The sequence below is a fragment of the Veillonella caviae genome, assembly GCF_003992125.1.
GTDB lineage: Bacteria > Bacillota > Negativicutes > Veillonellales > Veillonellaceae > Veillonella > Veillonella caviae.
On sequence record NZ_RQUY01000006.1, the window covers coordinates 20,919 to 37,237 of the forward strand.

Consider the following 16,319-nt stretch of genomic DNA (forward strand, 5'->3'; position numbering starts at 1 on the left):
TGTCATAAGTCTTTTAATCTAGTTAATATACTTATCAGCAGAGGTATCGAAGGCATATATAAATAAAATTTATACATGGCTATAGATTTGATAAATTAGTGTTTTTAGATACAGATTGCTATACTAACATTATTAGGCAATAATATATGATGTAAATATTATATATTAGGCTTGAATGCTTACTTTTACAAATGTAATGACATAAAGGAGTGTATGTATGAAGAATGTATTAATTGTGTCTGGTCACACTAATTTACAAGACGATTCTTTTGCCAATAAATTGATTTTAGAAGATGTAGCTAAAGCATTGCCAAATGCAAGTTATGATTATTTAGATAGCCAGTATCCAGATTTCAAAATCGATGTAGCCGCTGAGCAAAAGAAATTGGAGACAGCCGATATTATCGTGTTGCAATTCCCTATTTTTTGGTACAGTATGCCAAGCATGATGGCTAAATGGATGGAAGATACATTCCAACATGGTTGGTCCCATGGTACTACAGGACACGCATTACAAGGTAAAAAATTGTTGATTTCTTTTACCACTGGTGCATCAGCAGATATGTACGTAGAAGGGGGCATCCAAATGTTTCCAGTAGCAACTATGATGACTCGTTTTGAGCAAATAGCAAACCTTACAGGCATGGTATACGAAGGTTATGTATTTACTGGTGGCGTATCCTATGCAGGTCGTAAAGATTCTGAGCAAGTAGCTGCTATGAATGCTGCTTGTCACAATCATGCAAAACGCCTAGTGGCACGTATTGAAGAATTGGCTAAATAAGAAAGAGTTACATTATGTATACTATTTATATTGAAATTGATGTTAATAAAGTTCCTACAGGTAAAGCAGAAGAGATGTTAAATCAACATCGTGCATGGTTCAAAACATTTTTTGATGCAGGTAAATTTTTAATGCTCGGTCCATGTCCAGATGTGCCTGGTACAGGTCTCATCATTGCTCATGCTGAATCTCGTGAAGAAATTGAAGATATGCTTACATCCGATGCGTATTATGTAAATCAACTAGCTACTTACACCGTACATGAGTTTACAGTAACTATGTTCAACGAAAATATTAAGAATTACGTAGGTTAATTGTATAGTCGTCCGAGGTCATATAATTTATATTGCAATTTAGGATTATAAGTTTATTTTTTGCAGTCTTTACAAATTCCTGCAATTTCTAAATGGTGTTCTGTTACGGTAAACCCTGAGTCGATGAGTTCTTGTGGCATTTCCACAACAGGGCAATGGAGGAGGGGAATCATAGCACCGCATTCGGTACATACCGCGTAGTGGCGGTGTGTATGCGGTGTAATTTCATAGTATGCTATGTCGCTACCACGGAGTGTTGTTCGCGTTACGAGACCCTTAGTTTCTAGCATTTCCAAGGTACGATAGATAGTGGACATCCACGTTGTACTGCCAGTCCCTAATTGCTTTGCAATATCGATGGCAGTAATAGGTTTAGTGGATCTTGTTAAAACAGACCAAATGGCTTCGCGCTGTTTGGTCTTTTTTATGCCTTTTGGCCAATTGGGATGAGACATTGGTTTCCTTTCTATGATAATGTTACTTCTTAATGTATGTATTTTCGGTACTGGCATTGAGTGTTACACATCGATTGTGCATTGTATTTATCTAACCCGTAATCGGCTCATGATAATTCGTATATTTTTAATCACTAATACTACTAACAAGATACCTACTGAGGTGAGTGACACAAAACCACCGGGTGCTACATTGAGGTAGTAGGATCCAAAGAGACCGATGACCATAGATAGTAAACTAAATCCAATGGAGCATAGTAAGGTGGTGCGAAATCCTTTTTCTAGTTGTAATGCAGAGGCCACTGGTAATGCAATCATAGCGCTCAACACGAGGACTCCGACGATTTTGATGGAAATAGAGACAGCTGCTGCCATGAGAATGGCGAAAATATAGTTAATCAAATCCACCTTGACGCCAGCCACGCGGGCCGCTTCTTCGTCGTAAGCGATATAGAGAAGCGAGTTATATAAGAAATAGAGGGTCAGTATAGATAATACCGTAAGGGCTGCAATGCTAATCATATCGGTCGCATTTACAGTGAGGATGCTGCCAAAGAGAAATACATTGGCGTTAGCTTTCAGATGACCAGAACTAATCAATGTAATGGCCGTACCGATACTGAGGGATAAGATGATGGTGAGGATTAAATCGAGATGATGAGAGAAGTATTTTCTAAGAAATTCGATAAGGGCGCCACAGAGAGCAGTAAATAGGAAGGCTCCGATGATGGGATTCGTATTTGTCAATAGTCCTAAGGTGATACCTGCTAGTGATGCATGGGACATAGTGTCACCAATCATACTGGATCTGCGGAGGACCATGAAAATACCGATGCATGGGCAAATGAGGGAAATACAAATAGCTACAAAGAAGGCATTTTGCATAAAATCGTAATTAAACATGGTGCACCTCCTTTGTAGATACAGCACTAGTGGGTGTACTGTTTTGGCAGACCTCGTTTGGTCCAGGTGTAGTACGATCTGACACATCAGTAAAGCATGAACAATTTGTATGTTCCGCCGAATTGGAGCGGTGCATGATTTCCTTCACATATTGTTCTGGCGAGCAAAGATGACCCTGGCCATTGGCAATGTGGTAAATACTTGTGGAGTTAGCGATAGCCATTTCAAGATTGTGTTCTACGGATAAAATAGCAATGCCGTACTTTATATTTAACTCTTTTAACAGACTATAGATACTTTCTTGGCTTTTTCTGTCAATGCCAGTGGACGGCTCGTCTAAAATGATGAGGTCTGGTTCACCGATGAGAGCGCGTGCAATAGATATGCGTTGTGCTTGGCCCCCCGATAATTTGCTAATGAGACGATTTTTGTAATCTGCCATATTCGTAAGAGCAAGGACTCTGTCCACCTCGTTTTTATCTTTTATATGCAATAATTTGCGGTATGAATCTAGGATTTCTTGTACAGTAATAGGAAATCCAGCGTGAGAAAAATCGTTTTTCTGTGATACATAGCGTAAATTATGGGTGCTCTTTGTAATGTGCCCTTTTATAGGTGTTAGGAACCCTAGAATGAGGCGCAAGAGGGTGCTTTTACCACAACCGTTATCGCCGACGATGGAAATATAATCACCACGATGGACCGTGAGATTCATATCATTTAAGATATACGGCGGTTCATTGTGATAGGAGAAATAAACGTGGTCTACAGTTAACATACTATACTCTTTCTAATTGACAAAATAATGGTAATGTTTATACTATAACTATAATACAAATGCAACTGAGTCGCAAATGCAGTTGCGGTTGTAGTATGTAAAGATAGGAGGTAACTATGGTTAAAAAATTGGTAATGTTAATGATTGGTGTATTAGTGACTGCATGTCTAGCAGGATGCGGTGCGGATACATCGAAGAATGCAGGTAGTACGAAAGTTCAAGTAGTAACGAGTTTTAATGCCATGACGGAATTTGTAAAAGCTATTGGCGGTGATAAGGTAGAGGTATCTACAATCATTCCAGATGGTACAGAGCCACATGATTTTGAATTAAAACCGGAGAATATGAAACAATTAGCTAGTGCTAAAGTATTTGTCATGAATGGTCTTGGTATGGAACCGTGGGCAGAAAAAGCCATTGAGGCGGCAAAGAATAATCAACTTACTACAGTTGTTGCTAGTGATGGCGTAGAGGCTATTAAAAATGAGGATCCAGAAGAAATTGAGGAACATGGTGATTACGACCCACACACATGGCTATCTTTAAAAAATGCAAAGGTAGAGGTTAAAAATATTAAGGATGCCCTTGTGAAAGCAGATCCTAATAATAAGGATTACTACGAAAAAAATTATAATGATTATGTAGCTAAACTAGATAATATGATTCAAACATATGAATCTCAATTTGCTAGTGTACCACATAAAAATTTTGTTACTGGACATGCTGCATTTGCATACCTTTGTCGTGATTTTGGTTTAGCACAAAATAGCGTAGAAGATGTATTCGCTGAAGGGGAACCTAATGCGGCACAATTGGCAGAACTTGTGGCGTATTGCAAAGAGCATAATATTACTACTATCTTTGCCGAAGAGATGGCAAGCCCTGATGTATCTAAAACATTAGCTGATGAAGTAGGGGCAAAAGTAGAAACTATTTATACTATGGAAAGTAACGAAGATGATAAAACATACCTTGAAAGAATGGATGACAACTTGCGCAAAATTTTGGCAAGTTTAAAATAATGTATTGCATTTATTCTTTAACTGCTATGTGATTGTCTCATAATTAGTAAATAATAATTCTACATTATCTTCATCATATTCAATTTGTTCTGACCACCGTCTAATTTGCTCTGGCAAGTTATCATACATACTAGCGGATAGAGTAATAAAGTGAGTAGCGTCTGTTGCATATTGGATTAATGCATATAAGGAATATTCGGACAACATATCAATTTGCCTATACATAATATATTGATAGATTTTGTTTAGTTGTGATGCATGGGTTTTAATATATGATAACAAGTTTGACTTACATTTAGTGTCATTCGTTGCATGGGCAATTCTTGGAGTATCCATTTCACCGTTATATTCTGAGTCTTCTGTAGTGGTAAGATAATGTTTTAGATTTTCTAATTGCAGAGTCCATTGGTCATCGATGGGCTCTGTTTTGCTATACGTATTTATTAACTCTTGATAATATGTTAGTTCTAGTATAGGTTTAAAATTACAGAACTGAGGGTCTATGTCTAATGCCAATAATTGGAATATATTTTCTAGTATAGGCCTTTCATCGGCGTTGAATTCGCCATCGTCATCTTCGATGGTGAATGATAGATAATTATTCTCGTCGCTTAATAGACCTTCTACAGAGGCTTCGCAGGATAGGCCAACGCCACATAACTCCAAGTCTTCCACATACTTATAAAAACGAGGATGCATATGGCAAGTCTGACACAAAGCATCTTCGCCTAGTTCTAATACAACGTGACAAAGACCGTCTTTGTTTAATAGAGCGCAAGAAGGCTGCTCATGGGAGAACACAAAATGGTGACCATCCTCATCAATAGTGATAGCTTTGCGAAGTGTATCACCTAAGGGTGTATTTAGCTGTTCATAGAATTCTGCCGTGTCCTTATCAATATCAATAGTCCATTTTTGACAACATGTATGATTACAATCACCTGCTTTGCATTGGAAGGTGTGATAAAAGGTGGGGTATAAGGAAATCATAGTATTTACTCACTTTATATAAACAATATATATGGTACAAATTGTATCATAAGAATAGGTGTGTTGTGTATATACTAAGCCCCCTAATGGTATAGTTGTTATAGCATTAGGGGGCTGTGTATTATATATATTGTCGTGGTACTCGTTCTGAGAAACCGCAGAATATTTCATATGGAATCGTAGAGGCTAGTGCGGCGATTTCAAGGGCTGAAATGCTTTCGTGGCCTTGTGAACCTAAGAGGACTACTTTGTCACCTGGTTTCACAGTAATTGTACTCGGTACAGCTACCATAAACTGATCCATGCAAATACGCCCTACTACAGGGCAACGGGTGCCGTGTATGAGGACTGTTCCACGGTTGGATAAACTGCGTGGATAGCCATCAGCATAACCTACAGGGATAGTTGCTATGGTCATAGGTTCTGGTGTAACAAAGGTGCTTCCGTAACCAATTCCTTCTCCAGCAGGTAATTCTTGGACATGAACTACTTCGCTATGAAATGAGAGCACTGGTTTTAAACCAAGACGATTTGGCACATCAAGGGAAGGCATGATGCCATATTGAATAATACCAGGTCGTGCATCGGTGAAGAGGCTGTCTTTTACAGACAGGAGCCCTGCACTATTAGCGAGGGAGAATCTATATTCATTATCTGGTCTGAATTGGCGAATATGGTCTACCATGGTGTGGAATTTCTCTGCTTGACCATGAGCATGGGTTTGATCTGCAGCATCTGCATTACTCATGTGAGAGAAAAAACCATCGATTTCAAGATATTCAAAGGATTCTACATATTGAATAAATTGGATTGCTTTTTCTGGTTGGATACCAATGCGATGCATACCTGTATCGACAGCAACGGCAACGGGAATCACCATATCGTGGTTGGCTGCTACTCGATTGAGCGCTTCTAAATCGGTAGATTCACATACAGCAGGGATGGAATTTGTATCTGCAACGAGTTCAAATGATTGAGGTCTTGTGAGTCCTAAGAGATAAATAGGCACCATAATCCCCGCATTGCGTAGAGGTACTGCCTCTTCAGGAATGGCTACCGCTAAGGATTCGTAGCCTTCTTCGACGGCGATGCGACCCATCATGACGCTACCATGGCCGTAACCATTGGCTTTGATGACTGCTGTCGATGTGCTCCATTCAGGGAGACTATCTTTAATTTTCCTCAGATTCTCGCGAACGAGGCTAGTATCTATAGTTAAATAGGTTGGTCTCATGCTAGTATTCACTCCTCATATACATTATCTTTATTGTATAACTTTTTCGAAAATACTCAATACTTTTGTGAAAGTTTCACTTAAATTTTCAGATTTGCATGATAAAAAATCATAAAAGCTATTCTCCTGAAGAGGATTAGGCAAAATTCATATAATAGGATGAGACTATGATGTATAAAATAATGGGAACGGTAGTATAATTAATATGTAAATTCTTTGATATGATATGGATATTTTGGGCTTGTAAGGAGGTTTTTATGAACGAACGAGTTGTAGTAGTAAACGCAAAGAAAATGAATTATGACCACTTATTAGATTTTTCTGTATTATCTCGTGATGTTGCAGTTTATGATGATAGCACCGATGAGGAAATCATTGAACGCATTCAAGGCGCTCGCGTAGTTGTAACTAAGGAATTGCCTGTAAGCGGAGAATTGATACATCGATTTCCTAAGTCTGTAGAACTTATCGTAGAGGCAGGCACAGGATACAATAATATTGACCTTGATGCGGCTCGTGCAAAGGGAATTACCGTATGCAATATTCCAGCATATAGTACAGAGAGGGTAGCCCACACGGCGATTATGATGATCATGAATTTTGCGTCTACTATGCACCAGCAAATAGCTATGCTTGCTAGAGGTGACCGCAGTAACTTTACGAACCATTTGCAAGTACCCCACACTGAAATTAATGGTAAAACATTAGGTATCATTGGTGCAGGTCATATCGGTATGGAAGTGGTGAAGGTAGCGAAAGCACTTGGCATGAATATTTTGATTTATACGCGGACACCAAAAGAGGATGGCGATGGTATTAGATATGTGAGCCTTGATGAATTACTCGCTCACAGTGATTATATTTCTTTGCACTGCCCGTTGAATGAACATACGAAATATATGATTAATAAGGATACAATTGCTAAGATGAAACCGACAGCAGTCATTGTTAATACAGGTCGCGGTGCACTCATCAATGAAGCTGATTTGTGCGAAGCTTTGAAAGCACATAAGATTGGCGGTGCTGGTCTGGATGTACAAGAGGTAGAACCACCGAGAGAGGATAGTCCTTTGTACACTTTAGACAATGTAATTATTACACCACATATGGGGTGGAAAGGATTAGAAACACGCCAACGCCTCGTAGGTATTATCAAAGATGATATTCATGGATTTTTCGCTGGTAAACCAATCAATGTTGTATCTTAATAGAATTACTTATTAAACAAAATAGCCCCTCCTGGTTGTAGGGAGGGGCTATTTTGTTGTGCCTCGATTAGGGCCATAGTATAGATCGAGGCTTGATATACATACTATTAAGAAGATAGTGATTTTAAAACTTGATTATGATTTGATTGTGTTTTGATGGGGCTCCACCAATGCCTACGATAGGCTTTGATGCCTTCGACTACTGTTTTCGTCGCCTTTGATGCTACATCTTTCGTAGCCGCAGGGACGCCTTCTAGTCGATAGGTAAGGCCTAATTCTTTATATTTTGATACGCCCATTATATGGTACGGTAAACAGTCGATGGCTTCTAAATTGTTCAGGGAACCTAAGAAAAATCCTAAACGATAATGATGTTCTGCATTATCCGTAATAGTGGGAACTACTACGTGGCGAACCCAAAGGGGAACGTTTTCGTTTGCTGTAAGACGAGCAAAGTTTAAGATTGGTTCTAAGGGCTGACCAGTAAGCCATTTATGCACCGTTGGGTCTATATCTTTTATATCTAATATGACAAGGCTAGTCGCGCTGAGTAGCTTGCGGTAGGCCACCTCTTGGTGGGGATCAAAACAAATTCCACTTGTATCTAAACAGGTATGGACGTTTCTTTCACGGAAGTACATGAAAAGCTCGGTTACAAAATCGATTTGCAACAAAGCTTCCCCACCTGTCACGGTAAGACCACCGTTAGTGTAAAACTGACGGTTACGTTCGAATTGTTGCCATATGTCTTCAACGGTCATGAATTTTACATTATCTGAGTTTTCATTCCACGTATCTGGATTATGGCAGTAAGCACAACGCATGGGGCATCCCTGAAGAAATACCACCATGCGCATGCCTGGACCATCAACCGTACCCATCGTTTCAATAGAATGAATACGTCCAGTCATAGGAAACCTCGATTAGATTTGTTGATGGAATGTACGAGAAATAACTTCGTCCTGTTGTGCTTTAGTCAATTTGTTAAAGTGTACAGCGTAGCCGGATACACGTACAGTTAATTGTGGATACAACTCAGGATGTTGTTGAGCGTCTAACAATGTTTCGCGAGTAAACACGTTAACGTTCAAATGATGACCACCTTTTTGGGAGTAGCCGTCTAGTAATTCTACTAAATTATCAACTTGTTGTTGGTTGCTCATAGGTATCCTCCTTTCAACCAAAATAGATATTGTATCGGGGCTGGTGAAAGCCTTACGATACGCTGGAAAATACTATTTATCTTCCTCTATAGTAACATTTGGTTCACTGCATGCGAAGTTAGTATTGGAATTAGGCAATTGAGAAGGGTCTAATTCAATATCAAAATCAGATACAGATACAAATGTTTCACCAGATTTACCTAATGCGTCAGGAACGATAGAGAAGGTATTAGAAATACCATCAGAACAATCACGCCATGGCATTTTAGCTACCGATGCTAACGAAGAAATGGCGCCGTGAGAATCACGACCATGCATAGGGTTTGCACCAGGAGCGAAAGCCTCACCAGCTTTACGACCATCTGGAGTAGAACCTGTAGCAGTACCATATACTACGTTAGAAGTAATAGTTAACAAACTCATAGTTGGCACAGATTGACGGTATGTAGGATGTTTGCGGATTTTGTTCATGAATGTGGATACAACCATGGACGCTAACTCATCTACACGATCGTCATCATTGCCATATTTAGGGAAGTCACCTTCGATTTCGAAATCAACAGCGATGCCGTTTTCGTCACGAATCGGTTTTACTTTTGCATATTTAATAGCGGACAAAGAGTCAGCAACTACGGAAAGACCTGCAATACCAGTTGCAAACCAACGAGTTACTTTGCGGTCATGCAATGCCATTTCAAGTTTTTCATAAGCGTATTTATCGTGCATGTAGTGAATGATATTTAATGCATTTACATATACGCCGGCAAGCCATTCCATCATATCATCAAATTTTTCCCATACTTCGTCATAATCGAGGTATTCCGATGTAATAGGGCGATATTTTGGACCGATTTGTTTTTTCAATTTTTCGTCAATGCCACCATTGATTGCATAGAGTAAACATTTTGCAAGGTTGGAACGAGCGCCGAAGAACTGCATTTCTTTACCGATACGCATTGGGGATACGCAGCATGCAATAGCGTAGTCGTCGCCGGAATTAGGGCGCATTAACTCATCATTTTCATATTGAATGGAAGATGTTTCGATGGATAATTTCGCACAGAAACGACGGAAGCCGATAGGCATACGTGGAGACCACAATACAGTGAGATTTGGTTCTGGAGCAGGCCCTAGGTTCGTTAATGTATGTAAATAACGGAAGGACATTTTGGAAACTAATGTACGACCGTCAGTGCCCATACCACCGATAGATTCAGTGGTCCAAACAGGGTCGCCAGTGAATAAGTTGTTGTACTCATGGATACGAGCAAAGCGAACCATGCGCAATTTCATGATGAAATGGTCAACGAATTCTTGGATTTGTTCTTCTGTGTATGTACCGTTACGCAAATCGCGTTCTGCATAAATATCGAGGAATGTAGAGTTACGACCGATGGACATGGCCGCACCGTTTTGTTCTTTAATAGCTCCAAGGTAACCGAAGTAAATCCATTGCATCGCTTCGCGTACGTCTTTTGCAGGGCCAGAAATATCATAGCCATAAGACGCTGCCATTTCTTTTAATTCTTTTAAAGATTTAATTTGTTCTTTTAACTCTTCTCGATCGCGAATGACATCTTCTAACATGTCGCCCATAGTGATGTTGAATTCTTGGTTCTTTTCTTCGATGAGATAATCAACACCATACAATGCGATACGACGATAGTCACCGATGATACGGCCACGACTGTATGCGTCTGGCAAACCTGTTACGATATGAGCTGTACGGGCTGCACGCATTTCTGGAGTATATACATCGAATACGCCATCATTATGTGTTTTGCGATGTTTTTTGAAGAAATCCTCTGTTTGTGGATCCATTTTGAATCCGTATTCTTCGATAGCAGATTTTGCAGTACGTAATCCACCATAGGGGAACATAGCGCGTTTTAATGGTTTATCAGTTTGTAAACCTACAATTGTTTCGAGGTCCTTGTCAATATATCCTGGCGCATGCGCAGTAATGTGTGTTGCTACAGAAGTATCAGCATCAAGCATGCCACCTTTTTCACGTTCTTCCTCATACAATTTCATAACTTGATCCCACAATTTTGTCGTTCTTTCAGTAGGACCAACTAGGAAGGAATCGTCCCCTTCATAAGGGACATAGTTTCTTTGGATAAAGTCACGTACATCAATGGCTTTATCCCACACACCTGTGTTAAAATCTTTCCATGCAGTATGTTGCATTTTGCACCTCCATAATTGGATATAACTATAGATTTTCTATGTCTATAGTGTACACAATCTATGACGATTATACAATGATTTAATGATATGTATTTTCAATAAATAGCATGCGAAATGCGTAACAATCATTGCGATGTTGATATGACTACATTCTTTTGTGATGCTTGTGAAAGTGTATCTACAGCTACATACGAGGAGTTATAGATATGTTATGATGAAGAAATGCTGTATACTCTGAAAAGCATATAAATGAAATTTAATATCAGTAATAAAATTCGGTATTAGAGATGAAAGGCAACTCGTGGTTGGCGTATGATGGATTGTGAACTTTGAGAAAGCTCTGATTTCAATTGTGTTGTAGTATTATATATATCGGAAGTGGACGTGATATGATGTCGAATAAAGCAAAAATGATTATAGGTGCCTTAGCTACCATTGCTGTATGGGCCACCGCATTTCCATTTAGTAAGGTAGCACTACTGTATATCGACCCATTGTCATTATCGGTGGCTAGGGTTTTGATAGGTGCTATATTTATGCTCATCATTGGTGTAGCCAAAGGATTACACATACCTACAACTTGGCGAGAATGGGGGCTATATATACTATTAGGGATAACAGGAAATTTCCTGTACCAAGTAGTTTTTAATGAAGGGTTACGCACGATTCCTGCTGCCACATCAAGCATTATTTTGGCATTGACGCCAATGACTACCGCGTTGTTGGCATTAATAGTATATAAGGACAAAATGCGCCCATTAGGGTGGGCATTTACTATGACTGCTTTCATAGGTGTTGCCATTATTATTTTATGGCATGGTGCGGTGTCGATTCCTATTGGAGCCTTGTGGACATTACTAGGTATGTCTATGTTTGCAGGATACAATATTATTAATCGTGGTCTTGCTATGAAAGGTCATAGCGCTATCACCATTGCCACTTGGTCCATGTTTACCGGTGCTGTTATGACACTGCCCTTTGTGAACCACGCGGTGGATACTATCATCGCTGCACCACCTACAGCATGGTTTGCCATTGCATACCTTGCTATTTGCTCTAGCGCCTTGGGATTTGTATTCTGGAGTTATGCTTTAGAACACGCCGAACGCGTATCTGACGTAACTAACTTTATGTACCTATCCCCTGTGGTAGCAGCCATCGTAGCTGCCCTCTTATTGGGCGAAATACCAGATTTAGGGTTGTATATTGGGTCGCCCATAATATTGGGGTCGCTGTATATGTTTAATAAATGCAGGTAGATTTATTAAACTCATGTTGTAATGCTAATAACGTTATGCTAATTAGCTTTACATATTTTGATGGGACTTATTTATAGCTACAGTAAAAACAAAAATCCTCCTACCTGTGAGTGACTTTACGTAGCACGAAGGTGCGTTAAACGTATGGAACGAACAGGTAGGGGGATTTTGTTTCATCTAAATGTAGTTGTAATATTGTGGTCCCATCAAAATATATAGGAGTTAAATGGAATGGAAGTTAAACCGACATACCAGCTGCATAATTCGTGTACAGTTCTTTATATCTCCCATTAAGCTCAATGAGTTCGTGGTGGGTCCCTTTTTCTATAATAGTGCCGTTTTCTACGACTAGTAGGAAATCGGCATTTTTTATTGTTGAAAGGCGGTGAGCAATAACGATACTAGTACGACCTTGTAACAATGTGTTCATCGCTTTTTGTACTTCTACTTCTGTACGGGTATCGACGTTAGCGGTGGCTTCGTCGAGGATGAGAATTTTTGGATCCGCTAGGAAGGCGCGGGCAATGGTAATTAGTTGTCGTTGCCCTTGAGATAGGTCATCGCCACCTTGTTTGAGTACTGTATCATAGCCTTGAGGTAAGGTTCGGATAAAATGGTCTGCCATGGCTAATTTCGCAACGTATTCGATTTCTTCTCGCGTTGCATTCGCTTTACCATAACCGATATTTTCTGCAATAGTACCAGTGAAAATCCACGCATCTTGCAGTACCATGCCGATTTCCTTGTGTAAGCTTTCACGGGACATATTTCGAATATCAATGCCGTCGATGGTGATGCGGCCGCCGAGAACTTCGTAGAAACGCATGATGAGGTTTACCAAGGTGCTTTTACCAGCACCAGTAGGGCCTACGATGGCTGCCATAGAACCGCCAGGGATATGAATGTTTAAATCCTTCATGAATACGTTGCTTTCAGAATAGCCAAAATCAACGTGCTCAAAATCGATAGTGCCGTTGTGTGTCGCTGTTGTGATAGCGCTGAGGGTGATGGTGCCGTCGTTCGATTCTGATGGTGTATCAAGGACTTCGTAAATACGACCGAGGGCAGCCGCTGTTTCTTGGAATTTCGTAATGATGTAGGAACTGCGGGCGATAGGGTCAGATACTTGTCCTACATAGAGGAAGAATGCTTGAATATCGCCGATACTGATAGCGCCGCGGAGCACCATGATTCCCCCTTGGATAGCGACGATGACATAGCTGATTTGGCTCAAAAATGTGACCAGCGGATAAATGAGTTGGCTCATAAATGAGGCAGAACGCATGCGTTTAAACAAGGTGGCGTTCAAATTATCCACAGTATGGGTAGTCTTTTTTTCCAAACCAAAAGCTTGGATAACAGATTTACCCACCACGATTTCTTCTACACCGCTATTGAAAGCGCCCAATGCTTCTTGGTTTTTTAAATACACTTGTCGCGCTCGTTTCGATGTCCAAACCAGACAAGCCATGCCTACTACAACGATGCCGATAATGGAGAATCCCAATAGCGGGCTAATCCACAGCATCATGGCTACAGAACCGACGATTCCGATTATAGCGGAAATGATGCCAGGCACACCTTCTTGGACAGTTTCGCCGATAGCATCTAAATCTGATGTGAGGCGACTGAGGATATCACCTCGTTGGTGATTGTGAAAGTAGCCTACTGGCAATGTATAGAGATGAGCGCTCATGCGATTGCGCAAAGCTAATACCATAGAGGCGCCGATGGAGGCCATCATATACTCTCCAAAATAGGTGAATAATGCATGCCCTGCATAGAGGCCGATGAGCCAGAAAATAATAGTATCTACAGAGCCCATGATGGTGGACATATCTTGGTTGTTCGTTAAACCTTGAATGATGGCATCTACGATTTTACCTAATAGCACAGGAGCAGATACTTCAAATAGAGAGGCGCCGATAAGGGCCATGATGAGGAGGATTAACCAGCCCCATTGATTTCTTGATTCTATGAGGAATCGTCTTAATGGATTCATGGTGTTACCTCCTGGGATGCTAAGATTTGTTGATATACAAGGGATGTTTGGGATAATTCCTCGTGAGTGCCGTAACCGGCCACTTGGCCGCGACTGATGATTAAAATGTGATCTGCTTTTTTCGCAGCGCTTACTTTTTGCTCTATGCTGATAAGGGCTGGTCGATTGCCTTTTGAAAGCTCACCTTCTAATGCAGTGCGCACAGCTCGTTCTGTAGTGCCGTCTAAGGCGGAAAAACTGTCGTCAAAGATAAATAGTTCCGGCTGTCTTACCAAGGCGCGAGCCATAGCTAACCGTTGTCGTTGACCGCCAGATAGATTACTCCCACCTTGAGCTACCATGAATTGGTAGCCACCGTCTAGGCGTGGTATAAATTCGTCAGCTCGCGATAAACGGCATGCTTCTTCGATGCGGTCCATCGAAATATCTGGACTATCTGTGCCGAATACGCCGTAACGAATATTCATCTCTACGGTGCCCGTAAATAAATAGGCGCGCTGTGGTACATAACCGATGAGAGCGCGTAAAGCGTTAACGTTCCATTCGTAAATGGATTTGCCTTTGAACAGAATATCGCCGGATTCAATGGAAAAAAGACGTGGAATCAGATTGGTAATAGTACTTTTACCAGAACCAATATCCCCCATGATGGCTAATGTTTCACCGTGGCGCACTGTAAAAGAAATATTTTCTAGCGCAGGTGCTTCTGCATTGTCATAGCGGAACGTAACATTGCGGAATTCTAATAGTGGGATATCGTCGGTTGTGTTTGTCAATGTCATTTTAGCTATAGCTAGGATTGATGCGGATGTTGTGTTTGATGTGGTAGTTGTTATGGCGTTATTAGCTGCTGCACCTATACCATACACGTCAGTATTTTTATGTTCTAACAATTCGTGAATTCGTTGGTAGCATATCATGGCTTCTGGTACGTCGACGATGACGAAAACGGACATGAGCAAATTGAGAAGGATAAGGTTGGCATATTCGATAACTGCCATAATATCACCGATTTGAAATGTACCGATGCTGACATTGTAGCCGCCAACCCATAGAATACAAACAGAACTCATGTTAAACATGATAAGGATAGTAGGCAAACCGATGGCATAGGTTTGGCGCACCGATTTGGATAGACCTGCAGTTTCACCGAATAGTTCTTGCTCCTTATGGTTTTCATCATGGCTGCGGTTGAAAGCGCGGATAACGGACATACCTACGATATGATCGCGTACCATATCGGCAATGTCATCTAATTTCAATTGCATTTTTTTTACTAATGGTAATGCTTTTCGTTGTAATAGCATTATACAAATAACCATGAGTACCATTACGGTGAGAATGATGAATCCTAATTGCCAGCTTTTAAAAAATGTAAGACCTAGCCCTAGGAGAATCATAAGAGGCGTAGGGAAAATCATATTGAGGCTTTCATCTATAACAGATTGAATTTTCTCTACATCACGGCTTGTGCGCATGAGAATTGTGCCAGTTCCAAAATAAGTGAAATCGCGTAGTGAAAAATTCTGTATGGCATGGACTAAATCATTGCGCATAGTTTCACCAATACGGGCTGAAATATGGGCACTTAAAGCAACACCTAATACGGCTGCTAATACTGTAATGAGTGCTGCAATGAGCATCGTTACGCTAGAGTGGGTAATAAAATCTAAATCCCCACGCAACACTCCATCATTGATGATAGTTGCTGTAAGGGTAGGGATGTATAAAGACCCTACTACACTGATGAACGTAGTAAGCGATATGGCTATGATGGACCATATATTCGGTTTTATATATGATATAAATGGTTTCATTATAACTCCTTTCGTCTGAATATAATATTATATTGCATACAATCTTTGAAATCAATGATGGGATTATTTATAGATTAAATATATACGCAGTATGTACATTGGAATGGAAACGATCAGCGTATTGAGCGGAGAAGAATGGATTTGTCAGTAAATTAATATACCTATATCGATTTTTTTGGTATACTAGAAAAGCATTTTTA

General features: G+C 40.3%; 15 protein-coding genes. 5 read left to right on the forward strand and 10 right to left on the reverse strand.

Annotated elements, in window-relative coordinates; genetic code table 11:
• The first annotated feature begins 217 nt into the window (after positions 1-217).
• Positions 218-784, forward strand: coding sequence for an NAD(P)H-dependent oxidoreductase (locus tag EO120_RS03290; RefSeq protein WP_127134082.1), 567 nt, complete (start codon positions 218-220; stop codon positions 782-784).
• Between the two features lie 14 nt (positions 785-798).
• On the forward strand, positions 799-1,098 hold the full coding sequence (locus EO120_RS03295) for a YciI family protein (protein ID WP_127134083.1): 300 nt from the start codon (positions 799-801) through the stop codon (positions 1,096-1,098).
• A gap of 53 nt (positions 1,099-1,151) precedes the next feature.
• On the opposite strand, the gene EO120_RS03300 is transcribed toward EO120_RS03295, so the two are convergent.
• The 3 genes from EO120_RS03300 to EO120_RS03310 all read right to left on the reverse strand — a co-directional run bounded on the left by EO120_RS03300 (position 1,152) and on the right by EO120_RS03310 (position 3,234).
• Positions 1,152-1,553, reverse strand: coding sequence for a Fur family transcriptional regulator (locus tag EO120_RS03300; protein WP_127134084.1), 402 nt, complete (start codon positions 1,551-1,553; stop codon positions 1,152-1,154).
• An 87-nt stretch (positions 1,554-1,640) separates the two neighbouring features.
• On the reverse strand, positions 1,641-2,456 hold the full coding sequence (locus tag EO120_RS03305) for a metal ABC transporter permease (protein WP_127134085.1): 816 nt from the start codon (positions 2,454-2,456) through the stop codon (positions 1,641-1,643).
• Positions 2,449-3,234, reverse strand: coding sequence for a metal ABC transporter ATP-binding protein (locus EO120_RS03310; protein WP_127134086.1), 786 nt, complete (start codon positions 3,232-3,234; stop codon positions 2,449-2,451). Before EO120_RS03310 ends, EO120_RS03305 begins: the two co-directional genes overlap by 8 nt.
• A 116-nt stretch (positions 3,235-3,350) precedes the next feature.
• On the opposite strand from EO120_RS03310, the gene EO120_RS03315 reads away from it, so the two are divergent.
• Complete coding sequence (locus tag EO120_RS03315; protein ID WP_127134087.1) at positions 3,351-4,256, forward strand: metal ABC transporter substrate-binding protein; 906 nt, start codon at positions 3,351-3,353, stop codon at positions 4,254-4,256.
• Between the two features lie 24 nt (positions 4,257-4,280).
• On the opposite strand, the gene fliB is transcribed toward EO120_RS03315, so the two are convergent.
• The gene (gene fliB, locus EO120_RS03320; RefSeq protein ID WP_127134088.1) at positions 4,281-5,246 is read right to left on the reverse strand and encodes a flagellin lysine-N-methylase; all 966 of its coding nucleotides are present in this window, start codon (positions 5,244-5,246) and stop codon (positions 4,281-4,283) included.
• A gap of 121 nt (positions 5,247-5,367) precedes the next feature.
• A complete protein-coding gene (gene alr / locus EO120_RS03325) occupies positions 5,368-6,480 on the reverse strand; it encodes an alanine racemase (protein ID WP_127134089.1) in 1,113 nt (370 codons plus the stop codon).
• Positions 6,481-6,737: 257 nt separating this feature from the next.
• Here alr and EO120_RS03330 point away from each other — a divergent pair, with 257 nt between their 5' ends.
• The gene (locus EO120_RS03330) at positions 6,738-7,688 is read left to right on the forward strand and encodes a 2-hydroxyacid dehydrogenase (protein WP_127134090.1); all 951 of its coding nucleotides are present in this window, start codon (positions 6,738-6,740) and stop codon (positions 7,686-7,688) included.
• A gap of 107 nt (positions 7,689-7,795) precedes the next feature.
• Here the strand turns inward: EO120_RS03330 and pflA are convergent, their stop codons facing one another.
• The 3 genes from pflA to pflB form a co-directional block, all read right to left on the reverse strand.
• The gene (gene pflA / locus EO120_RS03335; protein WP_127134091.1) at positions 7,796-8,599 is read right to left on the reverse strand and encodes a pyruvate formate-lyase-activating protein; all 804 of its coding nucleotides are present in this window, start codon (positions 8,597-8,599) and stop codon (positions 7,796-7,798) included.
• A 12-nt stretch (positions 8,600-8,611) separates the two neighbouring features.
• The gene (gene grcA3 / locus EO120_RS03340; protein ID WP_127134092.1) at positions 8,612-8,851 is read right to left on the reverse strand and encodes an autonomous glycyl radical cofactor GrcA3; all 240 of its coding nucleotides are present in this window, start codon (positions 8,849-8,851) and stop codon (positions 8,612-8,614) included.
• Between the two features lie 72 nt (positions 8,852-8,923).
• The gene (gene pflB / locus EO120_RS03345) at positions 8,924-11,041 is read right to left on the reverse strand and encodes a formate C-acetyltransferase (protein ID WP_127134093.1); all 2,118 of its coding nucleotides are present in this window, start codon (positions 11,039-11,041) and stop codon (positions 8,924-8,926) included.
• Positions 11,042-11,430: 389 nt separating this feature from the next.
• Between pflB and EO120_RS03350 the strand changes: the two genes are divergently transcribed.
• Positions 11,431-12,300 carry a DMT family transporter gene (locus EO120_RS03350; protein WP_241234868.1) on the forward strand — a complete coding sequence of 290 codons (870 nt, stop codon included), beginning with the start codon at positions 11,431-11,433 and terminating at the stop codon, positions 12,298-12,300.
• Between the two features lie 238 nt (positions 12,301-12,538).
• Here the strand turns inward: EO120_RS03350 and EO120_RS03355 are convergent, their stop codons facing one another.
• Positions 12,539-14,302 (reverse strand): ABC transporter ATP-binding protein, encoded by a 1,764-nt coding sequence (locus EO120_RS03355; RefSeq protein WP_127134094.1) that lies wholly within the window; start codon positions 14,300-14,302, stop codon positions 12,539-12,541.
• Entirely contained in the window at positions 14,299-16,119 is a 1,821-nt protein-coding gene (locus EO120_RS03360) for an ABC transporter ATP-binding protein (RefSeq protein ID WP_127134095.1), read from the reverse strand. Before EO120_RS03360 ends, EO120_RS03355 begins: the two co-directional genes overlap by 4 nt.
• Positions 16,120-16,319: the final 200 nt, after the last annotated feature.